This window comes from Echinicola pacifica DSM 19836, from assembly GCF_000373245.1.
In the GTDB taxonomy this organism is placed as follows: Bacteria; Bacteroidota; Bacteroidia; order Cytophagales; family Cyclobacteriaceae; genus Echinicola; species Echinicola pacifica.
The window spans coordinates 593,277-619,750 of the sequence record NZ_KB890738.1; the positions used below are offsets into that span (position 1 = coordinate 593,277).

A 26,474-nucleotide genomic window follows, 5' to 3' on the forward strand; every position below is an offset into this window, starting at 1 on the left:
GTTCATTGGCCATTTCAATTAAAATTGATCTTTACTTCCTTTTCTTTGATCTCAAAAGTGAATCGGGCCGTATAGCTCAGTCCTTCTAAGACATTCTTTAGATTTTCATCTTCGAATTTTCCGGAAACCAATAAGTCAGTGCCAGGCTTCCGTTCAATTATAATATGGACCCCATACCAATTTTCGAGGGTCCTCACCATCTCATGAAGTGGTGTTTCATTAAATATGATCTTTTTTTCCCTCCAGGCAGTCACCATTTCCAAGTCATAGCGGTACAGGGAAAGGTTTCGGTTTTGCTTATCCAGCTTGACCCCATCCCCGGGTTGGAGGACGAGCTCTTTCCCTAGATCAGTATCATTTACCTGCACCTTGCCCTCCAAAAGTGCGATTTCGCGCAGCTCATTTTTATAGGATTTAATATTGAAGGCAGTGCCCAGCGCTAAGGTGGAGGTGTTTCCCGTATGCACTATGAAGGGCTTGGAAGCATCCTTTGCCACATCAAAATAGGCTTCGCCCTCCAGATGTACCTCACGCTTCTCCCCTTCAAAATCCTTAGGGTAGCTTATGCGGCTATTGGAGTTGAGCATTATGCTGCTGCCATCGCTGAGAGAGATGAGTGACTTCTGTCCCTCAGTGGTTATATTCTCCATATATACCAGCATCGTAGGCTCTGGTGGCAGGGGTGTGGCAAGAAATAAATTGGCAATGATGCTTAGCGTAAGGCAAAACAATAAAATTCCCGCCACCCGTTTCCATTGATTGATAGGATGCAGCGAGACTATCTCTGTGGCATTGCTCTCCTCTTCATCCAATAACAGATTAGGATGCAGCGGGATAATTTTGCCTTTTTGCAAATCTCGCCCTTCCTCATACTGGATTTCCCTTGCTATAGCATCCCATACTTGATCCACTTCCTTCGCAGGTATCTGCGCAGCAGGCTGAACATAATTCAGCAGTAGCTGCCTCGCCTGATGGACCTCACTTTTCTTGGAGGGATAGCGCTTTAGGCTGGCCTGCCACTGCGAATGCATGGCAGGGCTGGGATTCAGCACCCAAGCCCTGAATGAAGCATCCAAAACAAAATCTTCTACCGAAAAATTCGAAATATCCATAATTATGATTTACAAACTAATAAGTCCGCGAGATGAAATAGTTATCCTTCATAAATCAATTATTTTTAATAATTTTTAACATTTCTTCTCAGGCTGAAGAAAAGGAATAATTAGAAGGATCATCGAAAATAGCCCCTAATGAGTGCAAACAGCGTTTTCTACTTATAATTTAGAGGGTTTGCGGCGCAATACAGCACAAGTAAAAAATAAGTAAAATGGCGGTAAAAATTCTAATAAAAAAAATCTAAGCCCGGGAAAAGCAGGCCATTTGGCCAGCAAAAAGTGGAGATAATTTCCAAAATCAGCAGCACGCTAAGAGGAAACGCACAAGCAATATCGTCTCAAGAGGTAAATTCATAGTTTATATTTTTTACAATTTTGCGCCAGCAAGATCTAAAAAATCAATACACCTCATTCAGCCCAAAATAAAAGGCNGACTGATTCCCAAAACCAAAGTCTATCCTGATATTCACTCCTTCATCGAGCAATTTGTACCTAAAGCCAAAGCCAAAAGCAGCATGAAATCCATCCCATGAAAATTGGTTTAGGCCAGATTCCACCTGGCCAGTATTTCCAAAAAGCACCATTCCCAAATCTCTATAAACGGGGAATCGATACTCGCCCTGATAGATCATGGAGGTCTGCTCCCGATACCTGCCCTCATAGTATCCCCGCATCCGTTTGCTTCCACCCAGCAGGCTGAGCTGCTGGAAGGGCGCCAGTCCATCCACCACACTTCCAAAGGCCTGAAATGCCAATACAGAAGCCGTGCCCACCGGTACATATTGTCTCAGATCCAGCTCATATTTATTATAAGTATAGTCACTGCCCCAAAACGACTGGTAGCTCATCCATGAAAACTGGCGTAATGCACCCCTGCGAGGTTGGAAAATATCGGATCGGGTATCATGGCTGACTTTCAGCCCCAAGCCAGCGACCAGGGGCTTATCACTCCCGGGAATATCTCCTGAGTCTAGCAATCCACCTTCCTCTTTTTGATATACATTATCCGTGCGGAAGTCCAGCTGAGGACCAAAATACAAATGGGGAAGTACTAGTCTGAGGTAATTAAATTTGAATAGCAAGTACCGACTTGCATAATCCTCCTCATTCGATGAGGGAAGGTCATTTCCTATGCCATAAAACTTCAGAGGATACTTGGCCATTTCCAGCCTGGCGTAGAAATAATCTTTATTATAATTCCGCCATAAGTCCACGTCAGCCTCCAGAATTGCCTGTTTTTCTAGGGTATAGAGAAAGGTAATAGGCATGGAGCTGGGGCGGAGGTTTTGGCTGATACTTTTGGAATTCCTAAACACCTTGATGGCCCCCATGCCCAGCCCAAGGCTAGTTTCTGGGGAATAGCTCACCGCCGGAATAAAGGACCAGCTGTCAGTGCTCATCCAGTTTAAGACATCATCTAAGGTATTGAAGAGCTGGTCATGGATCCTGGGTTTTGACTCCGCAATACTGTCAGCAGAAACCTGGGCATGGCCCCCCTGGCCTAGCCCAAAGAGCAAGAAGATGATGCCGATGGCTGATCTATAAAAATTCCTCATATGCGCTATATCATTAATCGATAGCCAAAAGTAGAGGATTTTAATCCTTGGAGCAAGATTTGATTTTAAGGTCTTTTTTCGCGGATTATCTATCAGGGCTTTCCTCCTGGACCTAGCCTATTGAATTCAATGATATGACCCATCATGGCTGGCAGCAAGATTTTAAGGGATTTTCAAGTCCTGCTATAGGCAAATGCAGGCCTTCATTTCATTCTCCAAAGCCGCCACCAGGGAGTGCCAGGGGAATCATGATGCTCATAATGATAGCCAAAAAAATAGCAAGACAAAAATGCCCACAGATGGTTTTTGGACAGGGTTCCTGACTTATGCTTGTTGGGATGCATACCCCGATGGGGAGTATAAGTGCCGAAATAAAATAATTGAAAGGTGGAAAGAATGGAGGGCAGCATCCAAAATAAAATCACGTTGGTCATGGGAAAGAATACTACCAATACCCAAAATGTAATGCCCATCAGCAGCATCTGCGGCCATCGGATATAGCTGGTGATGAAGCTCAGGTACCAAGGCCAGAAAGCATGAGGCTCATGATAGTCAGGATCCTTATCAGTAGCCACGAATCGGTGATGCTCATGATGCTTGGGCAGGAGATCCTGATAAGAATTATAAGCAAACAATCCTGCCGCCAGGGTGCCAATTAGCTGATTAATGGACTGATGAGAGGATACACTGCCGTGCATGGCATCATGTGCGGTGATAAATAATCCCGTGTATAAGTGCATTTGCAGGATTACGCCTACATAGACGAGCGGATTGGACCAGGAAAATTCATGGTTCAACCAGAAATATGTCGTTAGCATCCATAGCAAAATGATGCTAAGACCAATGATAGAGCCCCATGGATCCAGGGTGCTAGGCGTTATTTGCTTAGTTTTTTTGATAGTCGAAGTGGATAATTATTATTAAACAGGGAAAATTTCTTTCGGCAGAGCCGCCTTCTTACTTATCGGCTATCGCCAATCAAAAGGCTGAGATAGTTTCTTTCACTGCCTCCATTAGCCACATAGGCGTGGAGGTAGCGCCGCAAATTCCCACCCGGCTTTGCTTGCCAAACCAGTCTTTATTTACCTGCTCCACGTTGGAGACAAAGTGGGTGTGGGGATTCTCCCTTTTGCAGACTTCATACAGCGCCTTGCCATTGGACGATTTGCTTCCACTCACAAAGATCACTATATCATAGTTTTTAGCAAAATTACGTAATTCTTTATCTCTATTGGATACCTGGCGGCAGATGGTATCATGAGTATTTACCTCAATTCCATTTTCCTTAAGCAGCCGATTGATTTCATAAAAATGATCTGTACTCTTTGTAGTTTGGCTGAACAAGGTGATCTGCGGGGGCATTGTGGATAAGTCCAACTCATCAATATGCTGAAAAACCACGGCCTCTTGATTGGTCTGTCCCAGTAATCCTGCCACTTCTGCGTGCCCATGTTTACCATAGATGTATATTTTCTCCTTCCTGTCAAAGGCATTTTTGATCCTATGCTGCAGCTTCAGTACCACGGGGCAGCTGGCATCCACGAGGGTCAGGTTATTTTCGATTGCGAGCTTATAGGTGGAAGGAGGCTCGCCATGCGCTCGAATCAGCACTTTGGCATCCTTCAGCTGCGCCAACTCCTCATGATTGATGATTTTCAGGCCCTTGGCCACGAGCCTCTTTACCTCCTCATCATTGTGGACGATGTCCCCAAGACAGTATAGCATCTCCTCCTCATCCAAGATGTCCTCCGCCATCTCGATGGCATATACCACGCCAAAGCAGAAGCCAGAATGTCGGTCTATATCTATCTGAAGATCATTCATATACTATCAACTAAGTGAAGGCCTTAATGTTTTCCTACCAAGGAAATATTCATATAAGGATATATTCATCAGCATCATGGCTAATGAATAAAACACATCCTCCACCGGTATGGTAAATATCCTAAAGCCGAGGTTTTCGGCATCGTCATACCAGACCACCGGCTCAGGAGTAAATGCTCCCGTTAAAGCACCGTTAACCAATAAAAATGGTATTAGATGGATTAAATAAAACAGGTAAAATCGCTGAAGAAATCTCGTTTTGAAAAACCAAAGATGCGTCAGGATTACCAAAGCAGTCACTGCAAAATTGACCGAGGTGTACCATAAGTCATAATGGATTACCGCCATCGCCAGCAGCAGTAGGGTTAACAGTTGGCTGATGTATTTGGCGATTGTTTCTGAGATAGGAGCTTTCAGCTCATAATATTTGAGCACCTCATAGATGAAAATACAGGAATAGGGTACAGTTATAAAAAACAAGCATTCCTCTAAAGGCAAGGGACCAAGGTAAATACCGCTAAGGTACTGCGCATTGAATCCCCAGACGCCCATCTGAGTAAACTCATAATCCCAAATCAAGAAGAAGACGGCGGTCAGAAGAATAGCAGGCCAAAGAGCAAACCATTTCTTAAAGTAAGAAACCTTCTTGTCAAATGACCATAAAAAAGGGAGAATAATGGTGCCTATATTTAAAGCTAAATAAAGATATTTTTCCATGATTTCACCTATTCGATACCCAATTTGGAGCCAAAGTAAATGCTCATAAGTAGGGATAGTTTTTTGATATTAGGGATGCGTACCCGCTGATCAGAGATGGTTTCTGGTTGTAGTTTTCTGATTTTGGCAAACAGATTCTGGTAATAAATATAGGCAATCTTCACCCCGATTCTGGCGCCTTTCGGCAGTTGCTTTATTCCCAGATAGGCGGCATCGAAGTCCCTTTGGATATCTTCTTCTATGCACCGCTTAGCTTCCACGCTGAACGCACTATACTCCAGTCCCGGGAAGTACACCCTTCCCCGATCTTCATAATCGCTCTTGATATCCCGCAGAAAATTTACTTTTTGAAATGCCGAACCCAATTTGCATGCAGGAGCTTTCAACTGCTCGTACTGCGCCTCATTTCCTTCACAGAATACTCTTAAGCACATCAAGCCCACTACCTCTGCGGAGCCATAGATATATTCTGTGTATTTGGTGTCATTATACGTGCTGAAATCCAGGTCCATGGCCATGCTATCCATGAACGAATCGATCAGGTTTCGCTCGATTCCATATTGATGTACCACCATTTGGAAGGCATGAAGGATAGGGTTTAGGCTGATTTTTTGGTCTATGGCCTCATAGGTATCCGCTCTGAATTTGCTTAGCAAATGGCTTTTGTCATGGCTATGAAAAGTGTCCACGATCTCATCAGCGAAGCGCACAAAGCCATATATTCCATAGATGGGGGAATGAAATTTCTTCTCCATCACCTTGATTCCCAGACTAAAGGAGGTGCTATAGCGCTGTGTTACCAGCCTGCTGCACTCCAAGGCCGTGCTATGGTATAATTTTAATGGATTCATAGGGTTGATTTTTCGGTAGATGCCGGCTGAAACTGACGGAGGATTTCCTGCGCTACCACCTGTCCAGAAATCAAAGAAGGCGGAACTCCAGGCCCCGGAATAGTCAATTGGCCGGTATAATAAAAGTTGTCAAGATTCTTATTTCGAATTTTGGGCTTCAGCATAGCCGTCTGTCCCAGGGTGTTGGCCAGGCCGTAAGCATTGCCTTTATAAGAGTTATAATCCTGAATAAAATCTCTATGTGCATAACTGCGCTTATAGGATACCTTATCAGCGATGGATTGGCCTGTGAGCTTCTCCAGCCGAGACATTACTTTTTGGTAATATTCCTCCCGCCGAGCCTCGCTATCTTCAAGTCCTGGTGCAAGGGGAATGAGTATAAATAGATTTTCTTTGCCCTCTGGAGCCACCGAAGGGTCCGTTTTTGAGGGACAGCATACGTAAAACAGGGGTTTTTCGGGCCATCCTGCTTCCTCATAGATGACATGCGCATGAGGCTCTAAGGCTTCGTCAAAGAAGAGATTATGATGCTCCAAGCCTTCGATTTTGGCATCCACGCCCAGATAAAATAGCAAGCTGGAAGGAGCAAGGGTCCTCTTATCCCAGTAGGATTCAGAGTAGTTTTCATAGCCTGGGGGCAATAATGCCGCATCTACATGATGGTAATCTGCCCCAGCTACCACGATATCTGCGGGGATTACGCGGCCATCTTTCAGGTAAGCGGCGTTGACTTTGCGGTCTGTAATCTTAAAATGCGATACATCCGCCTTATATAGAAATTTCACCCCTTTTTCCTCCGCCAAACTCACCATTCCCTTGATGATTTCGTGCATTCCCCCCATAGGATACCAGGTACCAAGTTCCATATCGGCATAATTCATAAGGCTATACATAGCTGGAATTTTATCCGCTGTCTGGCCTAGGAATAAGACTGGAAATTCCATGATTCTGACCAGCTTATCTTCAGTGAAAGACTGGCGAACATGCTTTTTCATAGATTGGAAAAGATCGAGCTTGATCAGGTCATTAAAAATATTAGGCTGGGCAAATTCCCAAATGGTATGGCAGGGTTTATACACCCACTCTTTGATTCCCACCTCGTATTTTCTTTTGGCTTGCGCCAAAAACGTATCGAGCTTCACCGCACTGCCAGGCTGAAGCCGTTCAAATAAGGCTCGTAGTGCTAGTGGATCCGCAGGCAAAGAAAGCTCATCCTCCTTACCAAAATATACTTTATATGATGGATCAAGACGTTTCAGCTGATAGTAATCCTCTGGCTTTTTGTCGAATTTGGCAAAATAATCTTCAAAAATATCAGGCATCCAATACCAGCTCGGCCCCATATCAAACGTAAAACCATTCGCCTCAAACTTCCTTGCTCTTCCTCCGGGGCTGTCATTTTTCTCTAATACCTTCACCTCAAAACCCTGACTCGCCAGGGAAGTGGCTGCGGCTATTCCAGCAAACCCTGCTCCGATTACTATGACTTCCCCTTTATGCATATCAATCTGCTTTATAAACGCTCAACTGCTCCTTAAGGCTTTTTCTGGCAAGGTGAATTCGGTTTTTCACTGTACCGATAGGCAGGTTTAGCTCCTCCGCTATCTCGTAATATTTATAGCCCTCATGGTGCATCAGAAAAGGTACTTTATAGCAGTCCTCCAGCAGACTGATGCGCTGCCATATATCGCTCATGGCGAAAGAGCCAAAGACGCCATTTTCTATTAATACTTCCCCGGAATTTAAAAAATGCATATTCTCCGTGGTATCCACAAAAGTCGCCCTTCTCTTAATCTGCTGATAACGAGTGATAAACGTATTTTTCATTATGGTATATAACCAAGCTTTAAGATTGGTACCATCCGAAAACTTGTCCCGGTTCGTAAATGCCTTCAACATCGTGTCTTGCATTAGGTCATTGGCATCATCAGAGTCCTTCGTCAAACGCATAGCAAATGGACGTAGGGACTCAGAGTGTTCATTAAGCGAGTAACTGAATTCTTTAGTAGTCATGATTTCGGCTATTTGTTTAATCAAAAGTAGTTATGATTAAACAAAGTACAAACTTTTGTTTACTCTTTTTTTCTTTTAATTAAACAAACGGTAATAAATGACCTTAAACAGGTAATTAAAGACTGTTTTTTGGAAAAAGTAATTTTCCTCAACTATGCAGCTGAGCTATGAAAATGGTCTAAATGAGTGATTTAGGAGAAAATAAAAGGATATTCAGAGAAGAAATGGCTTGAAACAGCCTATTTCCGCTTTGGTAAAAAATATAAGGTAAACAGAAAAATAATGAATCTATTCACTGTATCCTGCAGGAAGGAGCTTAAGGGATCATGATAGGCTTGGTTCCCTTTTTTATTGCTGCATTAGCAGCAAAGGATTGTTTTTTTAAAGCCAAAAGATCAAAGCAAGGATGGAAATACCTACTCTAGGTTTAGGCGGGAATCTACAATCATGATAAACTTCTTACCAGGGAAATGATAGTTATATAATTATAGACCTAAACCACATGCCCGAAGAAAGACCTCAGCAGTCACGATGCCCCGATCTGGGTTTAAAAATTAATATGCATAATAGCTTTCACAGCCAATCAATTTCTAATGGCCTCGGAGAAAAAGTTTCTCTTCCACAATTCCTTACTTGAAAAGTTTACTGCATCCAAAATCTCATAGATATTCTTAGGAACAAAGGGGCTAATTACAAGGCAGAAATGCCCTGATCGATCCTGCATGACTTCCAGTTCGTAGTGAGTCTTGAGCTGCAAGATGGCACGGGGAAAAAATATCTGTACGTGTGTAGAGGTCAAATCCTGCTGAAAGCCGAATTTTTTCTTCTTATGATGAAAATGCTTTAAGATGGCCCGTTCCTGGAAATCCTTGTCGGCAAGGGTAAGAGTGGATTGCTGCCATATTTTGGGATTGAATTGATGGCTAAGCTGCATATTGCCCAGCCTGAAAGTGTATTTGATGAGCTGATCCACCTGAATCGTAACTGGCAGGTTATTCTTGATGGATAGAAATTTCCACAGGTTATCCATTTTTCTAACATCCATAATCTTGTATTTTGGGTTGTTTTGCTATTCTTGGCGGCTATTTTACTAATTCTCTATAATCTACCGCCGTCTTGATCAAGGCTTGCTTGGCATCATCGCTGGTCCATATCGGAAACCAACTTTCTACCACCTGCACCTCGATGACTTCGCGATCCTGCAGGCTCATTAGCTTATTTACAAGCAGCTCATGACTTCGCCGATCACCATTCAATATAGAAAAATGTTCATTAGTACCCGCATCAGACTGCCGTCTTAGGCGCACCGTGTCCAGCAATTCCAAGGCCGGAGAAAGCTCCGCATAGATATACGCTTTATCCTTTATACGATTTACGATCAAGCTTAGGTTTATAAAAATGCTGTCTGCTGAGCCTGAGCGGTCTTTGTGCCGATAAAGTAGCAGCTTGGCTTCGGCTTGCCTTTCGATATCATAGTGGATCTGTCGCACATTCTGAAAATAGATTAGACTGGAAGCCTTAAAGGAATTTTCGTCCAACATTCCTGAATTATTGGATTTCCGCTCATCGAAAAACGATAAAATCAGCACCAGGCTTACCGAAATAAGGCCAAAAAGCTTTATGATTTTTATCAATTCGGGGGTAAAAACTTCCTTTTTTGCAGACATGGGCCTTTTAGGCTTTAGGGGAAACGCTTAGTTCAGGAACAATCCCCAGCCATCATCATATTTATGAGAAGGGTCAAATCCCTTTACCCATTCCACAAAGAGCAATTTAAATTCCTCCAAGGCATCGCGCAATAGCTCAAGATGCTCCTCAGCATGGGTATCTACCATAGGCACAGAGTAAGTCATGCTGTTCAAATGACGCGCATGCACTTTCATAAAGACGGCGTTTTCCATTTTCAGGATATAATCATCCACTCCCTCGGCCCCGCTAAATTTCCCACAGATCAGCGTCGCATCTTCGATCATGAATGTGCCATACATATCTTTTGACATCTCATCCAAGGCTCCCACCATGGCTTCAGTAAGGTGCAGAATATCCTTTGCCTTCTGCATGACAGGATGATTTTCTATCCTCTCTTGTTCACGTCGGTACCCCTCTCCATCGTCCTCTTCATCCCAACTATCATCGTCCTCGAAATCATTCCACATATACTCCTCAATTTTTATGAATAAAAAAAAGCGATCATTAAATGATCGCTTAAATATAAACTTTTTGATAAATCTACCTCAATTAGAAAGGCAAAATATCTTCTCCTCCGTCATCATTGAAGGTGCTTACTTCCGAATTTGAATTGTTGCTTTGAGCAGGGGCTGAACCTCCACCTGGACGATCCACTCTCCAAGCCTTCACATCGGTGTACCATCTGCTATTGTACTCACGGCTTTCGATCTCGATACCTACCTTCACAGCTTCACCCTCTTTGAGCGCAAATTGGTCAATCTTATCACCCCAAATCGTCATGCATACCTTTTTTGGGTATTGCCCTTCCGTTTCTAGGATATAATCCTGCTTTCTCCAAGTCCCATTACGGCCATTGCCAGACTGCTCTGGCATAATCTGAATGATTTTACCTTCTAATTCCATATCGTTATTTAATTTTTGTTTCGGCTTGAATCTACGAAGGTAATCAATCACCCTTTTTATTAAAAAGTAAAAGACCATTTAATAGCAGAATTTTAAATTCCACCATCCCTTTTACTTGATTTTCAAGGAAATTAAAATGACCTCTTAGAACTGATTTTTGAGGAAAACTTGCTAATCAAAATGCCCACCAACACCACATTATAAAACTGACCCAACACTCCAAGGAAGGAGGCGGCCAATTTCGTGGTATGTACCAGCGGGGTGATATCCCCAAAACCAATGGTGGTCTGGATAATCGAGGCAAAATAGATCAAATCCACATAGGTATCAGCCAACTTAGCCGAATGCAGAGGCCCAATGGAGCCGGGATGATTATAATACATAAACTGCAAAAGGAATACGCTAATCTCTATTAGCAAGAAATACCCGCAGCCCGCAGCAAAGATGATATCGGCATTGACATAACTTGGTTTTATGAGGAATTTAATCACTTCCCACATAATCAATGCAAAGAATGCCACATATAGCAAACTCAGTATCTGCATAAATACCTGGTGTTCCTTTAGGAACGAATGGGAAATAGGAAGAAGGGTGACGATCACCAGAAGGGAATTTTTAATCGCTATTTTCCAAGGGCCCTTTTCAATAAATACGCCCACACTTGCCAGGCCCAATAATAAGGTGGTTAGTGGCCAGATGTAAATGATGTAAACGGTAAGATCCTCAAAAAATACAGCAGAATACAAGTGTACTATTAGCGATGCTAGCAGCACTTCGTATTTATTGTTCTCCAGAATTGACCTAATTTTTGCCATGAATTATCAAAATAGATCATAATGATAGATAATTACTCCTCCATTACACAATTTCTCAGGAGGAATTATAATCAAAAAAATGGTGAGTCATCAAATCAGCCCTTCCATCACACACTGGGAGGCTAAGCTGGCCATGGTGGAATGGCCGGTTTTCTTAAGCACATTTTTACGGTGGGTACGCACAGTGTTCTCAGAGATATTCAGTAAATCAGCGATTTCCTTTGGCTGCATTCCTAAAGCATAGGAATGAATGACCTCCAATTCCCGCTTGCTGAGTACATTGCCAATCTTATCCACAGGACCAACTAGTAAATTAGCATCAAACTCACCCGTGCTGGTTTCCACATTATAGAAAGATTTATCGCCATTCAAACTGATAAAAGAAATGTGGTCAGACTTAGCTAGCCCCATATAAGAAATATCGGTATGCACACTCAGCACATGCTCGATGGTTCCCTTTTGGGATACAGAAAGGACATTTACCTGAAGAAGCATGGTACGGAACTTTCCATATCGGTCCTTCAGGCGATACATATAGAGTATTTTGTAAAACGGCAATTCCTGAGGTTCAGAGAATTTTTCCAGAAAATCCCTTAGCACCATCTCCTTCCGCTGTACAGAATCCAAATCCTCCGATACTACGCATTTAAGCAATTCTTCCATCGAAGTATTTTCCGGATCCACATCGATAAATTTGGTGACACTAGGGTGTAAGTACTCCAGCCCTAAATCTTTCATATTTAAAACAAAATAAAAAAACTCACCTGGGCTGAATAGTGAAGCAATGTGTTTCAACTGCTCCAAAGCCTTATAAGGATGAAATTTATCTAAATGGCTCGAATAGCCATCTTTCCACATATCTATTAAACTAGGTATTCCTCTCTTCATGATCCTCGTATCCAAATCCAATTTGCAAAGATATTATTTTTATGAAAATAAGGCTTTTATCATGCCAAAATTAAATTTTACCTACAAAAACGATCAAAAATGCCGCTAAAAATGAGCATATACCCTGAAAATTGCTGCAAATACCTAAGTATTCCTTCCAAGTACTAAATATTATGGGTCAGGCGAAAAGAAAAAATAAAAAGCAGATGCTGAGAGCCCTAAATGAAAAGTAGAATGTGGATAGCTATCTATTAAATGGAGAAAAATGTAGAACTATCAACAAATTACAGGTTCTTTAACCTTTCTTTCCAGAAGGTATCGAAGTAATTTATCCACAAAGAAAGCTCTTCAAATCCTGCACCGTTGAGTTTGCAGATTCTTTCACGACCCTTTTTCTGGATGTGGATAAGCCCCGATTCACTCAGAATTTTGATATGCTTCGATACCGCCGGACGGCTCATCTCAAAATTATCCGCTAAAGCGCTTATGGTATGATCTTGATGGGACAATATCATTAATATAGCTCTTCTATTACTATCAGAGACTGCTTTGAAAGCATCTTTCTTAAGTTTCATATCCTGTATTAATAAATAATATTAGTGCTATATTGTGGATAACTTTAATTATAGCATCAGTTTAAATAAAAGTCATACCCTATCCAATGCCCTACTCGGCAATGCTAATTAACAGCATAAATTTACTAAAGTTTTTCTAAAAATGAAACCAAAGGGTTACGTCTAATGTAGGAAACTATTTAGTTACCTAATAAAACGCTACTTTTTTGATGGGTATAAGGCTGAAAAATAATTTATCAAGCTCGAAATAAAGTTTATACTTTCAACCAGTCCGCAGAAAAAACCTTACACCCTTTGCTAAGGCTAGGTATAATAAGAGTTATCAGAGCGGATTAGAGGGATTTCATTATCAAGGAGAAAATCTCACCTCATCATTTGGTCTCAAAAATAGCCATATCGACCTTTTATTCTATCCGATTTAGTACAACTGAACCATAGATAGAAAGCAGAAAAACTTTATGAATTTCATTCATTTTTACAATCTCAAAAGGCCAATTCAATATGAAGTATTTATGATCTCATGAATATGCCATTATAAAAAAATTAGCTGGCCAGAAAAGGGTAATGCCATTGCCGTCATGCATCATAAAAAAGGACCGCCCAAAAGGCGGTCCAAATATTTAACGACTAAAATCTAGCGACTTAGGAATTACCGAAAGCGTGATCCACAGCTCTTGCTGCCAAAACCATATAGGTTAGGGAAGGGTTTTGGGTACTGGTGGAAGTCATGCAGGCCCCGTCGGTCACATAGACATTAGGGCAGGCGTGAAGCTGATTATGCTTATTGAGTAGGGAAGTTTTAGGGTCATGACCCATTCTCACCCCGCCCATTTCGTGGATATCCAAACCAGGACGACGTTCATCATCCCATGTTTTGATATTTTTGAATCCAGCCGCATCAAACATCTCAGACACCTGCTCTCTATAATCTTTGATCATATCTTCATCATTCTGATCATATTCGACGTTTACGCGAAGCTGAGGCATGCCCCATTCATCTTTCTGACTTTCATCGAGGGCGATATAGTTGGTTTCCTTAGGAATGGTCTCGCCCATCATATGCGAACCAATATGCCATGATCCGTATTCAGCAGAAGAGATATTATTGACCAAATCCTCCCCAAGTCCATCATAACTTACATGCTTGGCCCGAGTACCATGGATGCCTGCGGCATAACCTCGAAGGAAGTTTGTTTCCTGCTTTTGGACATTTCTAAATCGGGGCATATAGCCGCTGGTGGGCCGCTTACCCTCAGTGGTAAAATCACCAAGCCCCTCATATTCGCCAGAGACACCCCCACGATAATTATGGAAACCTATGTATTTGCCCATTATATCATTATCATTTCCAAGCCCATTCGGGAAACGGGAGGAAGTAGAATTCATAAGAATCAAATTGGTATTTAGAGCACTGGCATTCAGGAAGATCACAGGAGCATAATATTCTGTCATTTCTTTGGTATGCGCATCTATCACGCGTACTCCGGTGGCTTTTCCTTTCCCTTCATCATAGATGATCGAGTGCACCACGGCGTCATTTTGCAAGGTTAGATTTCCAGTCCTGGCGGCCCAAGGTAAGGTAGCCGAATTGGAGCTGAAATATCCTCCGAAAGGACAACCACGCTGACATAGCACGCGGTGCTGGCAGATGCCTCGTCCTTGTTTTGCATAATATTCGGCATTGCCAGTGATGTGTGCACATCGGCCAGAGATCACATTTCTGCCGGGATACTGCTGCTCCACGACTCCTTTGAAGTAATCCTCCACGGCTGTAAGCTCTATTCCAGGCAGGAAGTCACCGTCAGGAAGCTGGGGAATGCCATCCGCATAGCCCGCTACGCCTACGAATTTTTCTACATAGCTGTACCAAGGCGCCAGATCCTTATATCGTATCGGCCAGTCCACCGCAAAGCCATCCCTGGCAGGGCCTTCAAAATCAAAGTCCGACCAACGCTGCACCTGCCGCGCCCACAGGAGTGATTTTCCCCCCGTCTGATATCCTCTTATCCAGTCAAAAGGTTTCTCCTGAATATAAGGATGCTCCTTATCTTTCACAAAAAAGTGCGCTGCATCCTCTCTGAAAGCATAGCAACGACTCACCACTGGGTTTTCTCTCTGTATATCCTCCGGAATCTGGCCCTTATGGTCAAATTCCCAGGGAAGCATATTCGTAGTAGGGTAATCCTTATTATGGACCACACTTCTGCCACGCTCCAGCACCAGCGTCTTGACGCCTTTATCGCAAAGTTCCTTGGCGGCAAAGCCTCCACTCATTCCTGAGCCGATGACGATGGCCCCATAGGTGTTTGCCTCTTCACTCTTTATATTTAGATTAGCCATTGATATTCACTTTTTCGCTTGCGTCAATTTTCTTTTTACCAATAAATACAGGGCCCGGCACCTGCTGATAAGGCATGATCTCGGTCATATAATACTCCGATTTCATGTATCCCTGAAGACCAAACTTCTTGGTGATCGCCAGGAATTCCTGAGTGGCCAACTGCTGTTCACCTTTTTTCTCAGTACCAGCCATCATGCTCTGAAGATGGGTTTTTCTCTCTGCCTCATCCATTTTGGTAAAGGAGGTGCCAAAGTTTTCTTTGGTAAAACTACCGAATCCTTTTAGGCCTTTGACAAATTGCTGCTGCTCATTCTCTGCCAGGCAGTCGTTGGCCATTACTAATACAAACTGATCTACGCCTAGCTCAACACCGCCCTTAAGGGTGGTTTTGGGAAAAATCGTATCGATTACTGCTTGTAGCTGCTCCGCATCACTTGCGGTGATCTCTAGCTCATCATAGGCGGTAAGCACTTCCTCCTCGCTGAAAGTACAGGAAGGGATCAGCGCAATGCCACCTGCAGCTAAGGCAAGTTGTTTTAATGCTAATCTTCTGTTCATAGTCTCTTTTTAGGGGCTTTTTGGGTTAAATGATATTTTTTCTGAAAAGATAAAACGGTTTAGCCAAATAACCAATTGAATAGTAAATTCAATCCTCTTCTTCGAGGCGGTTCTGTTTTGACCTGCCTAAGTTCCATTATTTTTTTGATTTTGTGAAATCCAAGGTGGAGAATACTGCTGATAAGGAAATCAATTTAGGATAATCCCTGCGATCGCCAGAGAGAAGATGGTGTCCTCAGAGCAAAAAAAAGCCGGCCCACATTCCTGTAGGCCGGCAACAAACTAAATCAGCAAAACTTATCTGATATGGTAAGTGCGCTTACCATAATGCTTTTTACCAAACATATCCGTGGCCTCCACTTCTATGGTATGAGGGCCTACTTCGAGCTTAGTATTGATATTAGCTCTCCACAGGTGAGTGCTTTTCACCGGATTTGATGGTCGGCGTCCCTCCCAAATCTCCTCAGTGGTATCCCACTGATAGACATCCAGCATATAAGTAGGATCATATTCCTCCATAAAACTCATATCCTTCCATTCGCCATTATCGATTCTATAGCGAAGCTTATCCGAGTCGGAGCCCATAAAGAAATTCACGAATATCCCAGCAGAAGTTCGGCTATCCTTGGCCAGCACTTTAGGCGCAAAAATGGCCATTTGATAGCCTTCCTGCTCATCCACTACCTTATACCTGACCTCATATTGGTTGCCGTCAAACTCGATAAAGGCATAACCTTTTGGCGTACCATCACGCATCGTGGATACAGGGATTCCCTTATCATTCAGCTTTCCAGAATACCAGTCACCGGAAGTGGTGCCCACATTATAATGGTGGTGAGGATTCTTATTTCCCCAGCCATCCTTCTCAAAGAAAAAGTCTTGACGCTGCAGGTGCGTATGCGCAGATAGAGAAAGGGTATTAGGGTAGTCTTTCAGCAGGTCAAACAATTGCTGGCGATCCTCGTCCTTGAAGGGATCTCCACTAGGCTCGCTCAGTGGAATATGCACAGCAATGACGATCAAATGATCTTTAGGGACAAATTGAAGGTCATTTTTCACAAACTCCAGCTGATCCGGACGGAAGCCACCCCAGTAGCCACTTTGGTCTCTTGGATCTGGATACATCACATCATCCAATACGATAAAGTGTACTTTGCCATGATTGAAGGCATAATTTGCTGGACCAAAATGAGCTTCGAACGTTTCATCTGCAAGGTGATCTTCGGTCACATCAAAATTAATATCATGATTACCCAATACATTATACCATGGCACCCCTACTTTGGCGGTGGCATCTATATAGGGCTTAAATAAGTCAAGATCATTGCCCACCAAATCTCCTAGGGAAAGTCCAAAATCGATCCCATCGATTCCTTCCACCTCGGATACCACGCCATTGGCAAAGTGATTTACCTCCTCAATCGTATAAGGCTGAGGATCACCAAAGATCAAAGCGGTAAACTGCTCCTTATCTTCCTGCATAGGAACCAGGGCAAAATCAAGCTTCTTCGGTAGTTTGCCAGTAGGTTTCACCCCTTCAAAATCCAATTCTGGAGAGCCTTCAGGCTTATGAATATAGAAATACTGAGGAAGGTTTTTTTCATTTACAGGAGCCTGATAGCCAGCTGGCTTGATGACGAAGACAATCTGATCATCGCTCACAGGAAGCTCATACCGACCTTTATCATCGGTCTGGACCACTTGGATGCCATTGGAGACGGATACTCCAGCGAGGAGCTCCTCGCGGCCGTCTTTTTTGCCATTTCCATTAAGATCGGCAAAAACCCTCCCTTTGGCGGTTTCCTGGGCAGATACCGCTAAGCTGGCGGAAATGATTAAGCCTGTTAAAAGTAATTTTTTCATTGTACTGTGACAGATTTAAGTGAATTAATTTATAGATTTCATTAGACTATTTTTACACCAAAATCCATCCAGCACTGGCCTGAAGCCCGCTGGATGGAATGAAGTATTGATTTGCCGCAAGGCAATTATTTTTCCCACCAAACTTTGGTGTTTATATCATCGCCACCCATTCGAGTGACCGCTGCCTCATAATTGGCGGCATTTTGTAATCTCACATCGATCGGGTACATAAATCGCACAGGGACTTTTTGGTCATTTTCCATTCCCTCATGCACGGGCAATACCGGCAAGCCAGTCCTCCTGTATTCGAACCACTGCTGATAGTCATTGAAATACAGACCTAAGTATTTCTGAAGCATGATCCTCTCAAGAGTACCGTCATAGGCTGCGGCGGGATTTAGGAAATAATCCCCAGAAATCTCCACTTCCCACTGCTCCATGGCTGCTCGTACGCCATTTTCATAATGCATCTGGGCGTCCGCCTGAATGTATCCTCTTTGCGCCAGCTCTGCCTTGATAAACTCCACCTCTGCATAGCTGAGGATAAGGGAAATCATCGGTGCCTCCACCAGGGCCACATTATGATTTGAGGGAATATACTGAAATTGGTTTTCATCTCCTTGATATCCAGAAGGAATCCCCTGATACCCTATCGGCGTGGTGCCGTCCAGATCCCTGGCCTGAGTAGCAAATCTTGCCCTACGAGGATCCTCTAGGCTGTTGAGCTGATCGATAAAAAAGGAGCTCATCGATCTGAAGGTGGTAAAATCTATCGCTCTGCCCCAGGGAGAGAGATTAGGAGTTACGCCAGTTACTTTCAGGATGGCCGACTCTGCCGTATTTTCAAATACTGGATAGCTTCCCGGATCATTGATCATCCTTGCCATTTCTGCAAAAGCGTTCGTTTCTGCTCGATTGGACACGCGAAGCAGCAGTCTTAGTCTTAAGGAATTACAGAATTTCTGCCACTGGGATACCTCATTGTGAAAGAGCACATCATCGCCATATTGCATCTCCCTTGTCAGGTCAAACAGGCTATTGGCCTGCTCCAAATCAGCTAAGATCTGAGTATAAATCTCCTCCTGAGTATCAAAAACAGGACGAAAAATCCCCTCCTCGGCACTGCTGGCCTCTCTCATGGGCACATCTCCGAAGCAATCCGTCAGCTGGCTATACACCCAGGCATTAAGCGTCATGGCGATGGCTGCATAGTTGGGATCCTCGGCATCCTCAGCAGATTGACGCATTTCCTTGATATTCACCAGCCAGCGGTAATAGGTATCCCAGGTGCCATTCCCAGCAGATTCACTGATATCATAGCGATGGTATCCTCCCGCACTGGATGGATAAGGAAGTGCAACCTGCATGATCTGAAAAGTCCAGGAATCTGCCCTACGGGTATTATAGCTAGCCACCTCATAGATGATGGGATTCAGCAGCGTACCTGGGCTGATCCTATCGATACGATTTGGGTCAGTATTGATTTCTTCGAAGTCAGCCGTGCAGCCTTGAAAGAATAGCACGAAAGCCAAGAGGGCAATTTGATAGAGTGATCGTTTCATATTTTTTGCTTTTCAGTAAAGAAAAATTACAGTTTTAAGGTGAGGTTCAGCCCAAAGGTCCGTGGCGTCGGCAGCTGGCCGATTTCTACCCCTGGCATCAAGCTTCCTCCATTCAAGGCGGCCGTCTCAGGATCAAAGATGGGGAAGTCAGAAATCAGCGCTAGATTACGGCCATATACGGCGATAGAAGCCTGTCTGATCATCATTTTCTTTAGCCATACCGATGGGATATTCATCTCAAATCTCACTTCCCGAAGTTTGATATAGGAAGCATCAAATGAGTTGGACTCGACATTTGCCCTGCGATAATATTCCCGATAATAAGCCGGCACGGTCGTTTGAGTGGTATTCGGAGAGTAAGTACCATCATCATTCAGCACCACTCCGTCCCCGATGATAAATCCGTCTTCACGACCCATAAGGGTATGCTTCAGCTTGCCTTGTTCAGACATTTTATGATGGGTTTGGGAATAGATGATCCCCCCATATTGGCCATCCAACAGCACGCTCAATCGGTAGTTTTTGTAAGTAAACTCATTTCTAAATCCACCTTTCCACTTGGCATAAGCATTGCCACGATAGGAGATATCATCCGGGCGCTCAGGAAGTCCGGATTTATTATATACAATTTCGCCCTCTGGGCTTCTCACAAATCCATAACCGTAAATATCACCCGTGGTGCCACCGACCTTTGCGATGATCTGGGCATTGCCGCCTGTGGCGATGACCTGGCTGTCATCATATCCGTTGGTAAGCTCCAGCACCTCATTGTCATTTTTGGCCCAGGTGATATAAGTCTGCCATTTGAAGTTTTGAGAAACCACAGGTGAGCCATTAAGGACCAGCTCTATGCCTTGGTTCTGGACTTTTCCAGCATTCAGCACCGCACGGTTATAGCCGGTGGTGGGATCCACAGGCACCTCCAGAATTTGGTTTTCGGTGATGCTGCGGTAGAAATTTATATCTGCGCCCAAGCGTCTATCGAAGAAGATCAATTCGATCCCCGTTTCATAACTGGTGGTTATCTCTGGCTTAAAGTCCACATTATAAAGGGTGGTAGGTACTGATCCGGAGCCTGGAAATTCGCTTTGCCCATAATACTTACTGGTTTTATAAGGGCTGGTATCATTGCCCACCTGCGCGGCAGATAGTCTAAACTTCGCAAAAGAGATCTCCTGCGGAAGAGAAAATAGGTCCGTTAAGATAAAACTGGAGCTTGCAGAGGGATAGAAAAAAGAATTATTCTGGATCGGCAAGGTACTGGACCAGTCATTTCTACCTGTCAAATCCAGGAACATCTTATCCTCGAAGGAGAAAGAAGCCAGGGCATAGAGACTGTTGATTTCTCTATTATTGTCATAAGTGCTCAGCACGGGGTTATTGATTCCATTGGCCAGCTTATAGACTCCAGGGATCACCAGCCCATCCACATAGGCACTCACATTCCGGTATTTACGGGTCATGGTATTTCCCCCGGCGCTGACGCGCAAATCAAATCGATCTCCGAAATGCTGCTTATAGGTAAGAAGGAAATCCGAGTTGATCTCATAATTACTGACATCCTGCTCCTTATAATAGCCGCGCTGAAAATTCGCGGAGCTATAGGGTCTTTGCATCGCGCGCTCCTCTTGGCTCAGTGATAATCCCGAGCGCAGCATCAGCTCCCAATGATCATCAAAGCTATATATTGCTGACAGATTGCCCACCATGGCATTATTATTCACCGAGTTGGTCATATCATACGCGATAAGGAAGGGGTTATCTATATAGCTAGAGAAAGGATGCAGCTGCTCGATATTTTCCATTCCTTCTTTCCAGATCGGTCGGTACCACTCCAAGTCAATACTTGGATTTTGAAAAATCATGAAATAGGAGATTGACTGGTTGTTATAGCCAGTAGCTGGTAGGTTATCACTGGCCTTATTGGTATAGTTTACCTTGGCATTTACTTTCAGTTTATCGGTAATGTTTTGATGCACGCTAAGTGCGGCCACGAATCGCTCAAAACCCGTATTCGGCATGATCCATTCATTTTTGGTATGGGTGAGAGAGGCTCTCATTCCTCCTTTTTCGGTACCGCCTTCCAGCGCAATATTATTGGAGAAGGTAAATCCTGTTTCCCAGAAATCCTTCACATTGTTTTCATAAGGTCTCCATAGCTGGCGTTCGGCAGATTGATCTTCGAGGCTTGGATCATATTGGTAGTAATATTGACCTTCAAACTTCGGCCCAAAGCCACTGGAGGTGCCGCCCGTGCTCTTTCCATCTTCGGAAGCCCCATAGGAATAATACAGCTCACCTTCGGTATTGAAGGCAGTCCCTGTTCCCTGACCATATTCATATTGGCTATCAGGCCATCTGAGCACATCGTTCATGCTAAAATTAGAGTTGATCGATACACCGATTCCCTTGTCCTTTTTGCTTCCTGATTTGGTGGTTATTACCAGTGCGCCATTGGCAGCACGGCTACCATATAGGGCGGTGGCACTGGCTCCTTTGAGCACTGTAATATTCTCGATATCGTCGGGGTTGATATCAGCGATACCATTGCCAAAATCCACTGGCACATCATTACCAGATCCAGCACCATAGGCAGAGCTCACCCCTGAGCTGGTCAGGCCACTATTCATAGGCACTCCATCCAATACGATCAAGGCACTATTCCCATTAGGGTTTAGGGAATTATCACCTCGCAAGCTGATCTGGCTGGAATTCATCGGTCCGGAGCCAGAAGATAGCACATTAAGACCGGCCACTTTGCCCACTAGCGCATCTGCCCAGTTATTGGATTTGGCATCCAGCAACTGCTCGCTATCCACTTTCTGTGTCGCATATCCCAGGGCCTTCTCATCTCGCTTTATCCCTAAAGCAGTCACCACCACCTCATCCAGCGCCTTACTATCCAGCTGCAGGCTTATCGTGATGGCTGCAGAATTTCTAATGGTATATTCCTGATTCAGGTAGCCCACATAGGAGAATACCAATACATCCCCTTCAAGGGCATTAATAGCAAAATTCCCCTCCAGATCGGAAACAGTACCCCGACCTTTTCCTTTAAGGAGAATATTTACCCCAGGCAGGCTTTCACCAGATTCCGAATCGATCACCTTGCCCGTCAGGGCAATTGCTGATGGCTGCTCAGCAAGACTGGTTTTCTTGGTGGATATGGCCAAAGTGGTATTCACCTGCATAAATTTCAGATTCGACTGACGAGAAATCTCCTGCAGGAGCAGCTCTAGGTTCTGCTTCTTCCTAGTGATTTTCACCTCTCCGCTGATTTCGAGATCACTCTCATACGAAAACTCAAAATTGCTTTGCTTCTCCACCTCTGCAAATACCTCCTCCAAGGCATAGCTACTTTCGGCAAGCCGAATATAGGTGTCCGTTAACTTCTGGGCGTTTGCCCGCTCTGCCATGGACCATTGCATGGTGCTAAGACAGAAAAAAACCATCGCGAATAGCCTCATCGTAAGGTACTTTAAGGTTTCATGTAAATTTTTTTTCATAATTTTGATTGGATTGGTAGAATTAGCTTTTGCATTTAAATCTGCCTATATCTTCGGCGGGGCTGTTGGAGCAGCTCCGCCTTCCTAGCAGCCTTGGATTCTTAGAATTATATTTTTTTGATTTATAGTATAGGATATGGGAATCGAATAATTGACGGCCAGCAGAAGGTCCTCCAAGTTTAGGTTATGGTAAGTAGCCGTGAGCCTGCAGTTGGGGTATTTATCAACATTGGATTTTATAGTCACCCCGTACCAATCTTCAAGGGCTTTTAGCACCTGCGGCAAGGTAGAATTTCGAAAGACCAGTTTTCCCTCTGTCCAGCCAAACACGCTCTCAGCATCAATAAGCTCTGTTCTATTCAGTTCACCCGCTTCTAGCCGTACCTGCTGAAGTGGCTCCAAGGTTTCCCCTATCTCGTTAGACAGCTGGACCTTGACCAGACCGGTTTTTACGGCCACAGATTCTGGGCTGCCGGGCCGGGCATTTACCAGGAAGGAAGTCCCTAGGACGCGCGTCTCCAGAGACTCGGTCAGCACGCGAAATGGGAGCTCCTTATTGGGGCTCACCTCAAAGAAAGCCTCACCGCTGAGCTTCACCAGTCGATTGCTGGAATAATCCGCCGCCACCTGCACCTCACTATTATGGTTAAGGTGAATACTACTTCCATCAGGCAGTTTGATTTTGCGCTTGGTGCCTGCGGGATTAGAAAACACTTCATATTGGCCAGTCCTATCGGTGCTCTCTGCGCTATGTCCCAGCTGAAATCGAAAAAGCCAGCTCATAGAAATAATTACCAACAGACCAGCAGCCACTGCCCATTGGAAAGGGATGGACTGATTTCTGGTTCTTGGAAATAGCTGCGCATGTGGGGTGATCTTTTTCTCCACCTCCCAAAAAATTGCATTTTTTACCTCTTCTTTTTTGCGAAGCTTATAATCAGAAATCTCCTCCACCTCCTGCGCCGATTCACGATACCAGTCATTCAGCTGATTTTGCTCCTCAGTGCTGATTTTGCCGCGTAGGGACTTTGCAATTAACTTTTCTATAGTTTTATCTACTTGCATTATGTGCTGTGTTCATCTATAAAGTGTCCTGCACAGTGCATTACTACCGTCAAAAACGGTTACTAAAATGTTAATAAAATCGAGTCTTTGGTGATGTTTGGATAACTAAGGAGAGGCTTAGCCCTGCCGGGCAAATAAAAAGTATTTCAAAAGGCATTCATGGTCCCAGCCTGAGGTATTCAGAGGAGATTTTTATTGAAGCATTAATCTGTTGGGCAATGGGGCCAGCTTATAGTAAAAAAATATACCAGCCTGAGCTATAACTTTAGGTAGCTATAAAAATAATCGATAAATAGGTATTTAGGCAAGGATGCTTATATATCCACATTCCTGCAAGCTGCTAATAGGAACTTGCTTTAGGCAGGTCTGCCACTTTCTGATAGTATAGGCATACCTGATCACCTATTTGGTATCGATTATGTTGTGCGGCTTTGGCCTTTAAGCTCTTGAGCTCTTCTTTAGAAAAATAATCTTCCAATTCATGATCCACCATTTTCCTCCCTTGTTTATATAAGGAAGTATAAGCAAACTGCGCTTCAGTACTGTCAAATTCAGTGTAAAAAAGATGGAAACCAAATTTCTTCCCCAGGTCATTCATGGCCTTGATACTGGGGATAAATAAATGCCTCGGAGGATCTAGCTGAAACCAATCTGCCCTTTCCTTTCTCCAAACCTCACTGTCTGTTACTGGCAGGCGGATTAGCAGCTTCCCGTCTTCCTTAACGATCTTACTCAGTTGTCCCCATATCTCCTGCGGGTATTCCATATACTCAAAGGAATGATTCATCATCACGATATCAAATTTCCCCCTGACCTCCTGGAGTTCTAAGCCCTGCAGGGTCAATCCAGGTTCTTTCACCTCTTTGGGAAGGAAGGGATCATAGCCATATTGATTGTCAAAACCACAGCACCGCAGGTCATAGCTCAATTGGCCATTTCCACAACCAATATCCGCTATCGCCTGATGCTTGGTAGCACGAAGGATTCTAAGCCAATTGAGGTAAGCGGGCTGGACCGTTCGGATGATTCCCCACTTATAAAAAAGCCATGCCGACCTTTTGAATATGGACCCTATAAATCCACAATTCTTTAGTTTCCTGAAAGAAAAATATTCAGAACTATAATATTGCATCATATTCTCAGGAGGACTCACCAGCTGTAATGATAAGCATAAGCCACATTCCATATAATCAAACTTATGCCCAAGGCCAAGACGCTTTTCTGAGGCATAAAAAACAATATTGTCCCTCTCATTTCCACAGGCCACACAGACGGTATTTTTCTTCTCAGCATCCATATTATAAAAATTTTACTTCTTTCACCCTTTATAAATACTTTCTAAAAGTAAACGGCTAAGCCCGAATTCTGGTAAATAATACTAGTACTATTCAAACAGCATTTATCACAAAACCAATTCCTAATTTTACAAAGTGGTCTATACTGAAAATAATCAATAATTCTGTAAAAACATAGCTTTAAAGTCAACAGAGAAGATTTTAAACGAATTGAAAACTCAGCATTCTCTAAGTGAAAACTAAAAATGTGGATAACAAATGCGTCTATACCTTAAAAAAAGGTCGATATAGGACTTATAATTGTCCTAATCTATTGATGTATAGGAATTGGCTATTATACACAAACCTCTTAAAAAGATTAGGATTAATTTTCAAAGAAATGAATAATCCAGAGCTCGGGTACTCATTATAATTTGGCTTTCTATAATAGGAAAAAATCCATGCTAAAACCTATCCAGTAAGTAATACTAAAAACAGGTATATACTATAGATGAACTATCCCTGAATTTACCAATATAGTGGAGTATAATTCATATATAAAGGTAATGAAACTCTCAGGCTGAGATTCCAAGACTTTTGCTTATTGAACTAGTAATAAGGCAATTACTGGTGCATATTCTTTGAGCTCGGACCTTAAAAACCTCAGGGACTGGCTCATTTTGTTATGCACAGTCTGGGGGGAGAGGCGCAGCTTATCGGCGATCTCCTCGGTGGACAGACCATCAAAGCGGCTCATAGTAAAAACCAATTGGGATTTTTGGGGTAATTTATCAATGGCCACATGCAGCTGTTCGTAAAGATCATCCAGCTCGAGCACATCATATTGGTCATAAGGAAGCTCCACCTCCTCCAGCCCCATGGACCGATGCAGGCGCCGAGAATCAATTTTCTTCATCACCTGATACTTTACCGCAGTAAATAAATAGGCTTTTATAGAGGTATTGATGGCTAATCGATCATGCCTCGTCCATAGATCCACGAAGAGCTCCTGAAGGAGTTCTTCGACCAGTTCTTGATCCTGCAATCTGCTATAGGCCGCTTGATAGAGGATTTCCCAATGCTGATCATAAATCAGTCGAAAGGCTTCTTTACAGCCAGTTGACAATTGGGCGAGCAGCTTTTGATCAGTAGGGCACACTGGATTATTATGGTTAAGATCCGGCGGCAGCAGCATAATTTCCACTATTCTACACTTCAACAGAAGCTATCAAATAGGGGCTGATGACACCAAAATTTATCAATCGAATGCTTAAAGGTAAGCGGATTGATGGGTGATGTCATCCCATTTTGTATTATGTTATCTTTAAGGATAAAGCGATGAAGGGAAACAAGCTAATC

23 protein-coding genes are annotated in these 26,474 nt (G+C 43.5%); all 23 read right to left on the minus strand.

What is annotated here, in order from left to right; all coding sequences use genetic code 11:
* Window positions 1-14 precede the first annotated feature (14 nt).
* The 23 genes from B050_RS22805 to B050_RS0102555 all read right to left on the minus strand — a co-directional run bounded on the left by B050_RS22805 (window position 15) and on the right by B050_RS0102555 (window position 26,334).
* Window positions 15-1,112, minus strand: coding sequence for a FecR family protein (locus B050_RS22805; RefSeq protein WP_018472288.1), 1,098 nt, complete (start codon window positions 1,110-1,112; stop codon window positions 15-17).
* Between the two features lie 401 nt (window positions 1,113-1,513).
* Entirely contained in the window at window positions 1,514-2,671 is a 1,158-nt protein-coding gene (locus tag B050_RS0102440; protein ID WP_018472289.1) for a BamA/TamA family outer membrane protein, read from the minus strand.
* A 203-nt stretch (window positions 2,672-2,874) separates the two neighbouring features.
* Window positions 2,875-3,489, minus strand: coding sequence for a fatty acid desaturase (locus B050_RS0102445; RefSeq protein ID WP_083923231.1), 615 nt, complete (start codon window positions 3,487-3,489; stop codon window positions 2,875-2,877).
* A gap of 160 nt (window positions 3,490-3,649) precedes the next feature.
* The gene (locus tag B050_RS0102450) at window positions 3,650-4,495 is read right to left on the minus strand and encodes a 4-hydroxy-3-methylbut-2-enyl diphosphate reductase (RefSeq protein WP_018472291.1); all 846 of its coding nucleotides are present in this window, start codon (window positions 4,493-4,495) and stop codon (window positions 3,650-3,652) included.
* A 6-nt stretch (window positions 4,496-4,501) separates the two neighbouring features.
* Window positions 4,502-5,212, minus strand: coding sequence for a lycopene cyclase domain-containing protein (locus B050_RS0102455; protein WP_018472292.1), 711 nt, complete (start codon window positions 5,210-5,212; stop codon window positions 4,502-4,504).
* A gap of 8 nt (window positions 5,213-5,220) precedes the next feature.
* Window positions 5,221-6,063, minus strand: a complete 843-nt coding sequence (locus B050_RS0102460) for a phytoene/squalene synthase family protein (protein WP_018472293.1) — start codon at window positions 6,061-6,063, stop codon at window positions 5,221-5,223.
* Window positions 6,060-7,565, minus strand: coding sequence for a phytoene desaturase family protein (locus B050_RS0102465; protein ID WP_018472294.1), 1,506 nt, complete (start codon window positions 7,563-7,565; stop codon window positions 6,060-6,062). Before B050_RS0102465 ends, B050_RS0102460 begins: the two co-directional genes overlap by 4 nt.
* Before the next feature lies 1 nt (window position 7,566).
* Window positions 7,567-8,076 carry an RNA polymerase sigma factor gene (locus tag B050_RS0102470; RefSeq protein ID WP_026235565.1) on the minus strand — a complete coding sequence of 170 codons (510 nt, stop codon included), beginning with the start codon at window positions 8,074-8,076 and terminating at the stop codon, window positions 7,567-7,569.
* Window positions 8,077-8,659: 583 nt separating this feature from the next.
* Entirely contained in the window at window positions 8,660-9,121 is a 462-nt protein-coding gene (locus B050_RS0102475; RefSeq protein WP_018472296.1) for a hypothetical protein, read from the minus strand.
* A 37-nt stretch (window positions 9,122-9,158) separates the two neighbouring features.
* Window positions 9,159-9,743, minus strand: coding sequence for a hypothetical protein (locus B050_RS0102480; protein ID WP_018472297.1), 585 nt, complete (start codon window positions 9,741-9,743; stop codon window positions 9,159-9,161).
* A 27-nt stretch (window positions 9,744-9,770) separates the two neighbouring features.
* The gene (locus tag B050_RS0102485) at window positions 9,771-10,232 is read right to left on the minus strand and encodes a hypothetical protein (protein ID WP_018472298.1); all 462 of its coding nucleotides are present in this window, start codon (window positions 10,230-10,232) and stop codon (window positions 9,771-9,773) included.
* Window positions 10,233-10,314: 82 nt separating this feature from the next.
* On the minus strand, window positions 10,315-10,668 hold the full coding sequence (locus tag B050_RS0102490) for a DUF3127 domain-containing protein (protein ID WP_026235566.1): 354 nt from the start codon (window positions 10,666-10,668) through the stop codon (window positions 10,315-10,317).
* Window positions 10,669-10,799: 131 nt separating this feature from the next.
* A complete protein-coding gene (locus tag B050_RS0102495; RefSeq protein ID WP_026235567.1) occupies window positions 10,800-11,483 on the minus strand; it encodes an ion channel in 684 nt (227 codons plus the stop codon).
* A 90-nt stretch (window positions 11,484-11,573) separates the two neighbouring features.
* Window positions 11,574-12,221, minus strand: coding sequence for a helix-turn-helix transcriptional regulator (locus tag B050_RS0102500; RefSeq protein WP_229802421.1), 648 nt, complete (start codon window positions 12,219-12,221; stop codon window positions 11,574-11,576).
* 434 nt (window positions 12,222-12,655) lie between these two features.
* A complete protein-coding gene (locus B050_RS0102510) occupies window positions 12,656-12,946 on the minus strand; it encodes an ArsR/SmtB family transcription factor (protein ID WP_018472304.1) in 291 nt (96 codons plus the stop codon).
* A gap of 642 nt (window positions 12,947-13,588) precedes the next feature.
* The gene (locus B050_RS0102515; RefSeq protein ID WP_018472305.1) at window positions 13,589-15,286 is read right to left on the minus strand and encodes a GMC oxidoreductase; all 1,698 of its coding nucleotides are present in this window, start codon (window positions 15,284-15,286) and stop codon (window positions 13,589-13,591) included.
* Window positions 15,279-15,845 carry a gluconate 2-dehydrogenase subunit 3 family protein gene (locus B050_RS0102520; protein ID WP_018472306.1) on the minus strand — a complete coding sequence of 189 codons (567 nt, stop codon included), beginning with the start codon at window positions 15,843-15,845 and terminating at the stop codon, window positions 15,279-15,281. Before B050_RS0102520 ends, B050_RS0102515 begins: the two co-directional genes overlap by 8 nt.
* 297 nt (window positions 15,846-16,142) lie before the next feature.
* Window positions 16,143-17,708 carry a calcineurin-like phosphoesterase C-terminal domain-containing protein gene (locus B050_RS0102525; protein WP_018472307.1) on the minus strand — a complete coding sequence of 522 codons (1,566 nt, stop codon included), beginning with the start codon at window positions 17,706-17,708 and terminating at the stop codon, window positions 16,143-16,145.
* A 125-nt stretch (window positions 17,709-17,833) separates the two neighbouring features.
* Window positions 17,834-19,270 carry a SusD/RagB family nutrient-binding outer membrane lipoprotein gene (locus B050_RS0102530; protein WP_018472308.1) on the minus strand — a complete coding sequence of 479 codons (1,437 nt, stop codon included), beginning with the start codon at window positions 19,268-19,270 and terminating at the stop codon, window positions 17,834-17,836.
* Between the two features lie 26 nt (window positions 19,271-19,296).
* Window positions 19,297-22,776: a SusC/RagA family TonB-linked outer membrane protein gene (locus B050_RS0102535; RefSeq protein WP_157492497.1), complete on the minus strand. Its 3,480-nt coding sequence runs from the start codon at window positions 22,774-22,776 to the stop codon at window positions 19,297-19,299.
* Window positions 22,777-22,860: 84 nt separating this feature from the next.
* Entirely contained in the window at window positions 22,861-23,841 is a 981-nt protein-coding gene (locus B050_RS22810; protein WP_018472311.1) for a FecR family protein, read from the minus strand.
* Between the two features lie 340 nt (window positions 23,842-24,181).
* Window positions 24,182-25,138, minus strand: coding sequence for a class I SAM-dependent methyltransferase (locus B050_RS0102550; RefSeq protein WP_018472312.1), 957 nt, complete (start codon window positions 25,136-25,138; stop codon window positions 24,182-24,184).
* Between the two features lie 578 nt (window positions 25,139-25,716).
* Window positions 25,717-26,334 (minus strand): sigma-70 family RNA polymerase sigma factor, encoded by a 618-nt coding sequence (locus tag B050_RS0102555; RefSeq protein ID WP_229802420.1) that lies wholly within the window; start codon window positions 26,332-26,334, stop codon window positions 25,717-25,719.
* Between the last annotated feature and the right edge of the window lie 140 nt (window positions 26,335-26,474).

Excerpts from the sequence above, each read along its gene's own strand:
- B050_RS0102455 (WP_018472292.1), bottom strand. The coding sequence starts at position 5,212 with ATGGAAAAATATCTTTATTTAGCTTTAAATATAGGCACCATTATTCTC.
- B050_RS0102520 (WP_018472306.1), bottom strand. The coding sequence starts at position 15,845 with ATGAACAGAAGATTAGCATTAAAACAACTTGCCTTAGCTGCAGGTGGC.
- B050_RS0102460 (WP_018472293.1), bottom strand. The coding sequence starts at position 6,063 with ATGAATCCATTAAAATTATACCATAGCACGGCCTTGGAGTGCAGCAGG.
- B050_RS0102485 (WP_018472298.1), bottom strand. The coding sequence starts at position 10,232 with ATGTGGAATGATTTCGAGGACGATGATAGTTGGGATGAAGAGGACGAT.
- B050_RS0102525 (WP_018472307.1), bottom strand. The coding sequence starts at position 17,708 with ATGAAAAAATTACTTTTAACAGGCTTAATCATTTCCGCCAGCTTAGCG.
- B050_RS0102470 (WP_026235565.1), bottom strand. The coding sequence starts at position 8,076 with ATGACTACTAAAGAATTCAGTTACTCGCTTAATGAACACTCTGAGTCC.
- B050_RS0102445 (WP_083923231.1), bottom strand. The coding sequence starts at position 3,489 with ATGCTAACGACATATTTCTGGTTGAACCATGAATTTTCCTGGTCCAAT.
- B050_RS0102510 (WP_018472304.1), bottom strand. The coding sequence starts at position 12,946 with ATGAAACTTAAGAAAGATGCTTTCAAAGCAGTCTCTGATAGTAATAGA.
- B050_RS0102495 (WP_026235567.1), bottom strand. The coding sequence starts at position 11,483 with ATGGCAAAAATTAGGTCAATTCTGGAGAACAATAAATACGAAGTGCTG.
- B050_RS0102450 (WP_018472291.1), bottom strand. The coding sequence starts at position 4,495 with ATGAATGATCTTCAGATAGATATAGACCGACATTCTGGCTTCTGCTTT.
- B050_RS0102490 (WP_026235566.1), bottom strand. The coding sequence starts at position 10,668 with ATGGAATTAGAAGGTAAAATCATTCAGATTATGCCAGAGCAGTCTGGC.
- B050_RS0102465 (WP_018472294.1), bottom strand. The coding sequence starts at position 7,565 with ATGCATAAAGGGGAAGTCATAGTAATCGGAGCAGGGTTTGCTGGAATA.
- B050_RS0102500 (WP_229802421.1), bottom strand. The coding sequence starts at position 12,221 with ATGAAAGATTTAGGGCTGGAGTACTTACACCCTAGTGTCACCAAATTT.
- B050_RS0102515 (WP_018472305.1), bottom strand. The coding sequence starts at position 15,286 with ATGGCTAATCTAAATATAAAGAGTGAAGAGGCAAACACCTATGGGGCC.
- B050_RS0102475 (WP_018472296.1), bottom strand. The coding sequence starts at position 9,121 with ATGGATGTTAGAAAAATGGATAACCTGTGGAAATTTCTATCCATCAAG.
- B050_RS0102530 (WP_018472308.1), bottom strand. The coding sequence starts at position 19,270 with ATGAAACGATCACTCTATCAAATTGCCCTCTTGGCTTTCGTGCTATTC.
- B050_RS22805 (WP_018472288.1), bottom strand. The coding sequence starts at position 1,112 with ATGGATATTTCGAATTTTTCGGTAGAAGATTTTGTTTTGGATGCTTCA.
- B050_RS0102480 (WP_018472297.1), bottom strand. The coding sequence starts at position 9,743 with ATGTCTGCAAAAAAGGAAGTTTTTACCCCCGAATTGATAAAAATCATA.
- B050_RS0102535 (WP_157492497.1), bottom strand. The coding sequence starts at position 22,776 with ATGAAAAAAAATTTACATGAAACCTTAAAGTACCTTACGATGAGGCTA.
- B050_RS22810 (WP_018472311.1), bottom strand. The coding sequence starts at position 23,841 with ATGCAAGTAGATAAAACTATAGAAAAGTTAATTGCAAAGTCCCTACGC.
- B050_RS0102550 (WP_018472312.1), bottom strand. The coding sequence starts at position 25,138 with ATGGATGCTGAGAAGAAAAATACCGTCTGTGTGGCCTGTGGAAATGAG.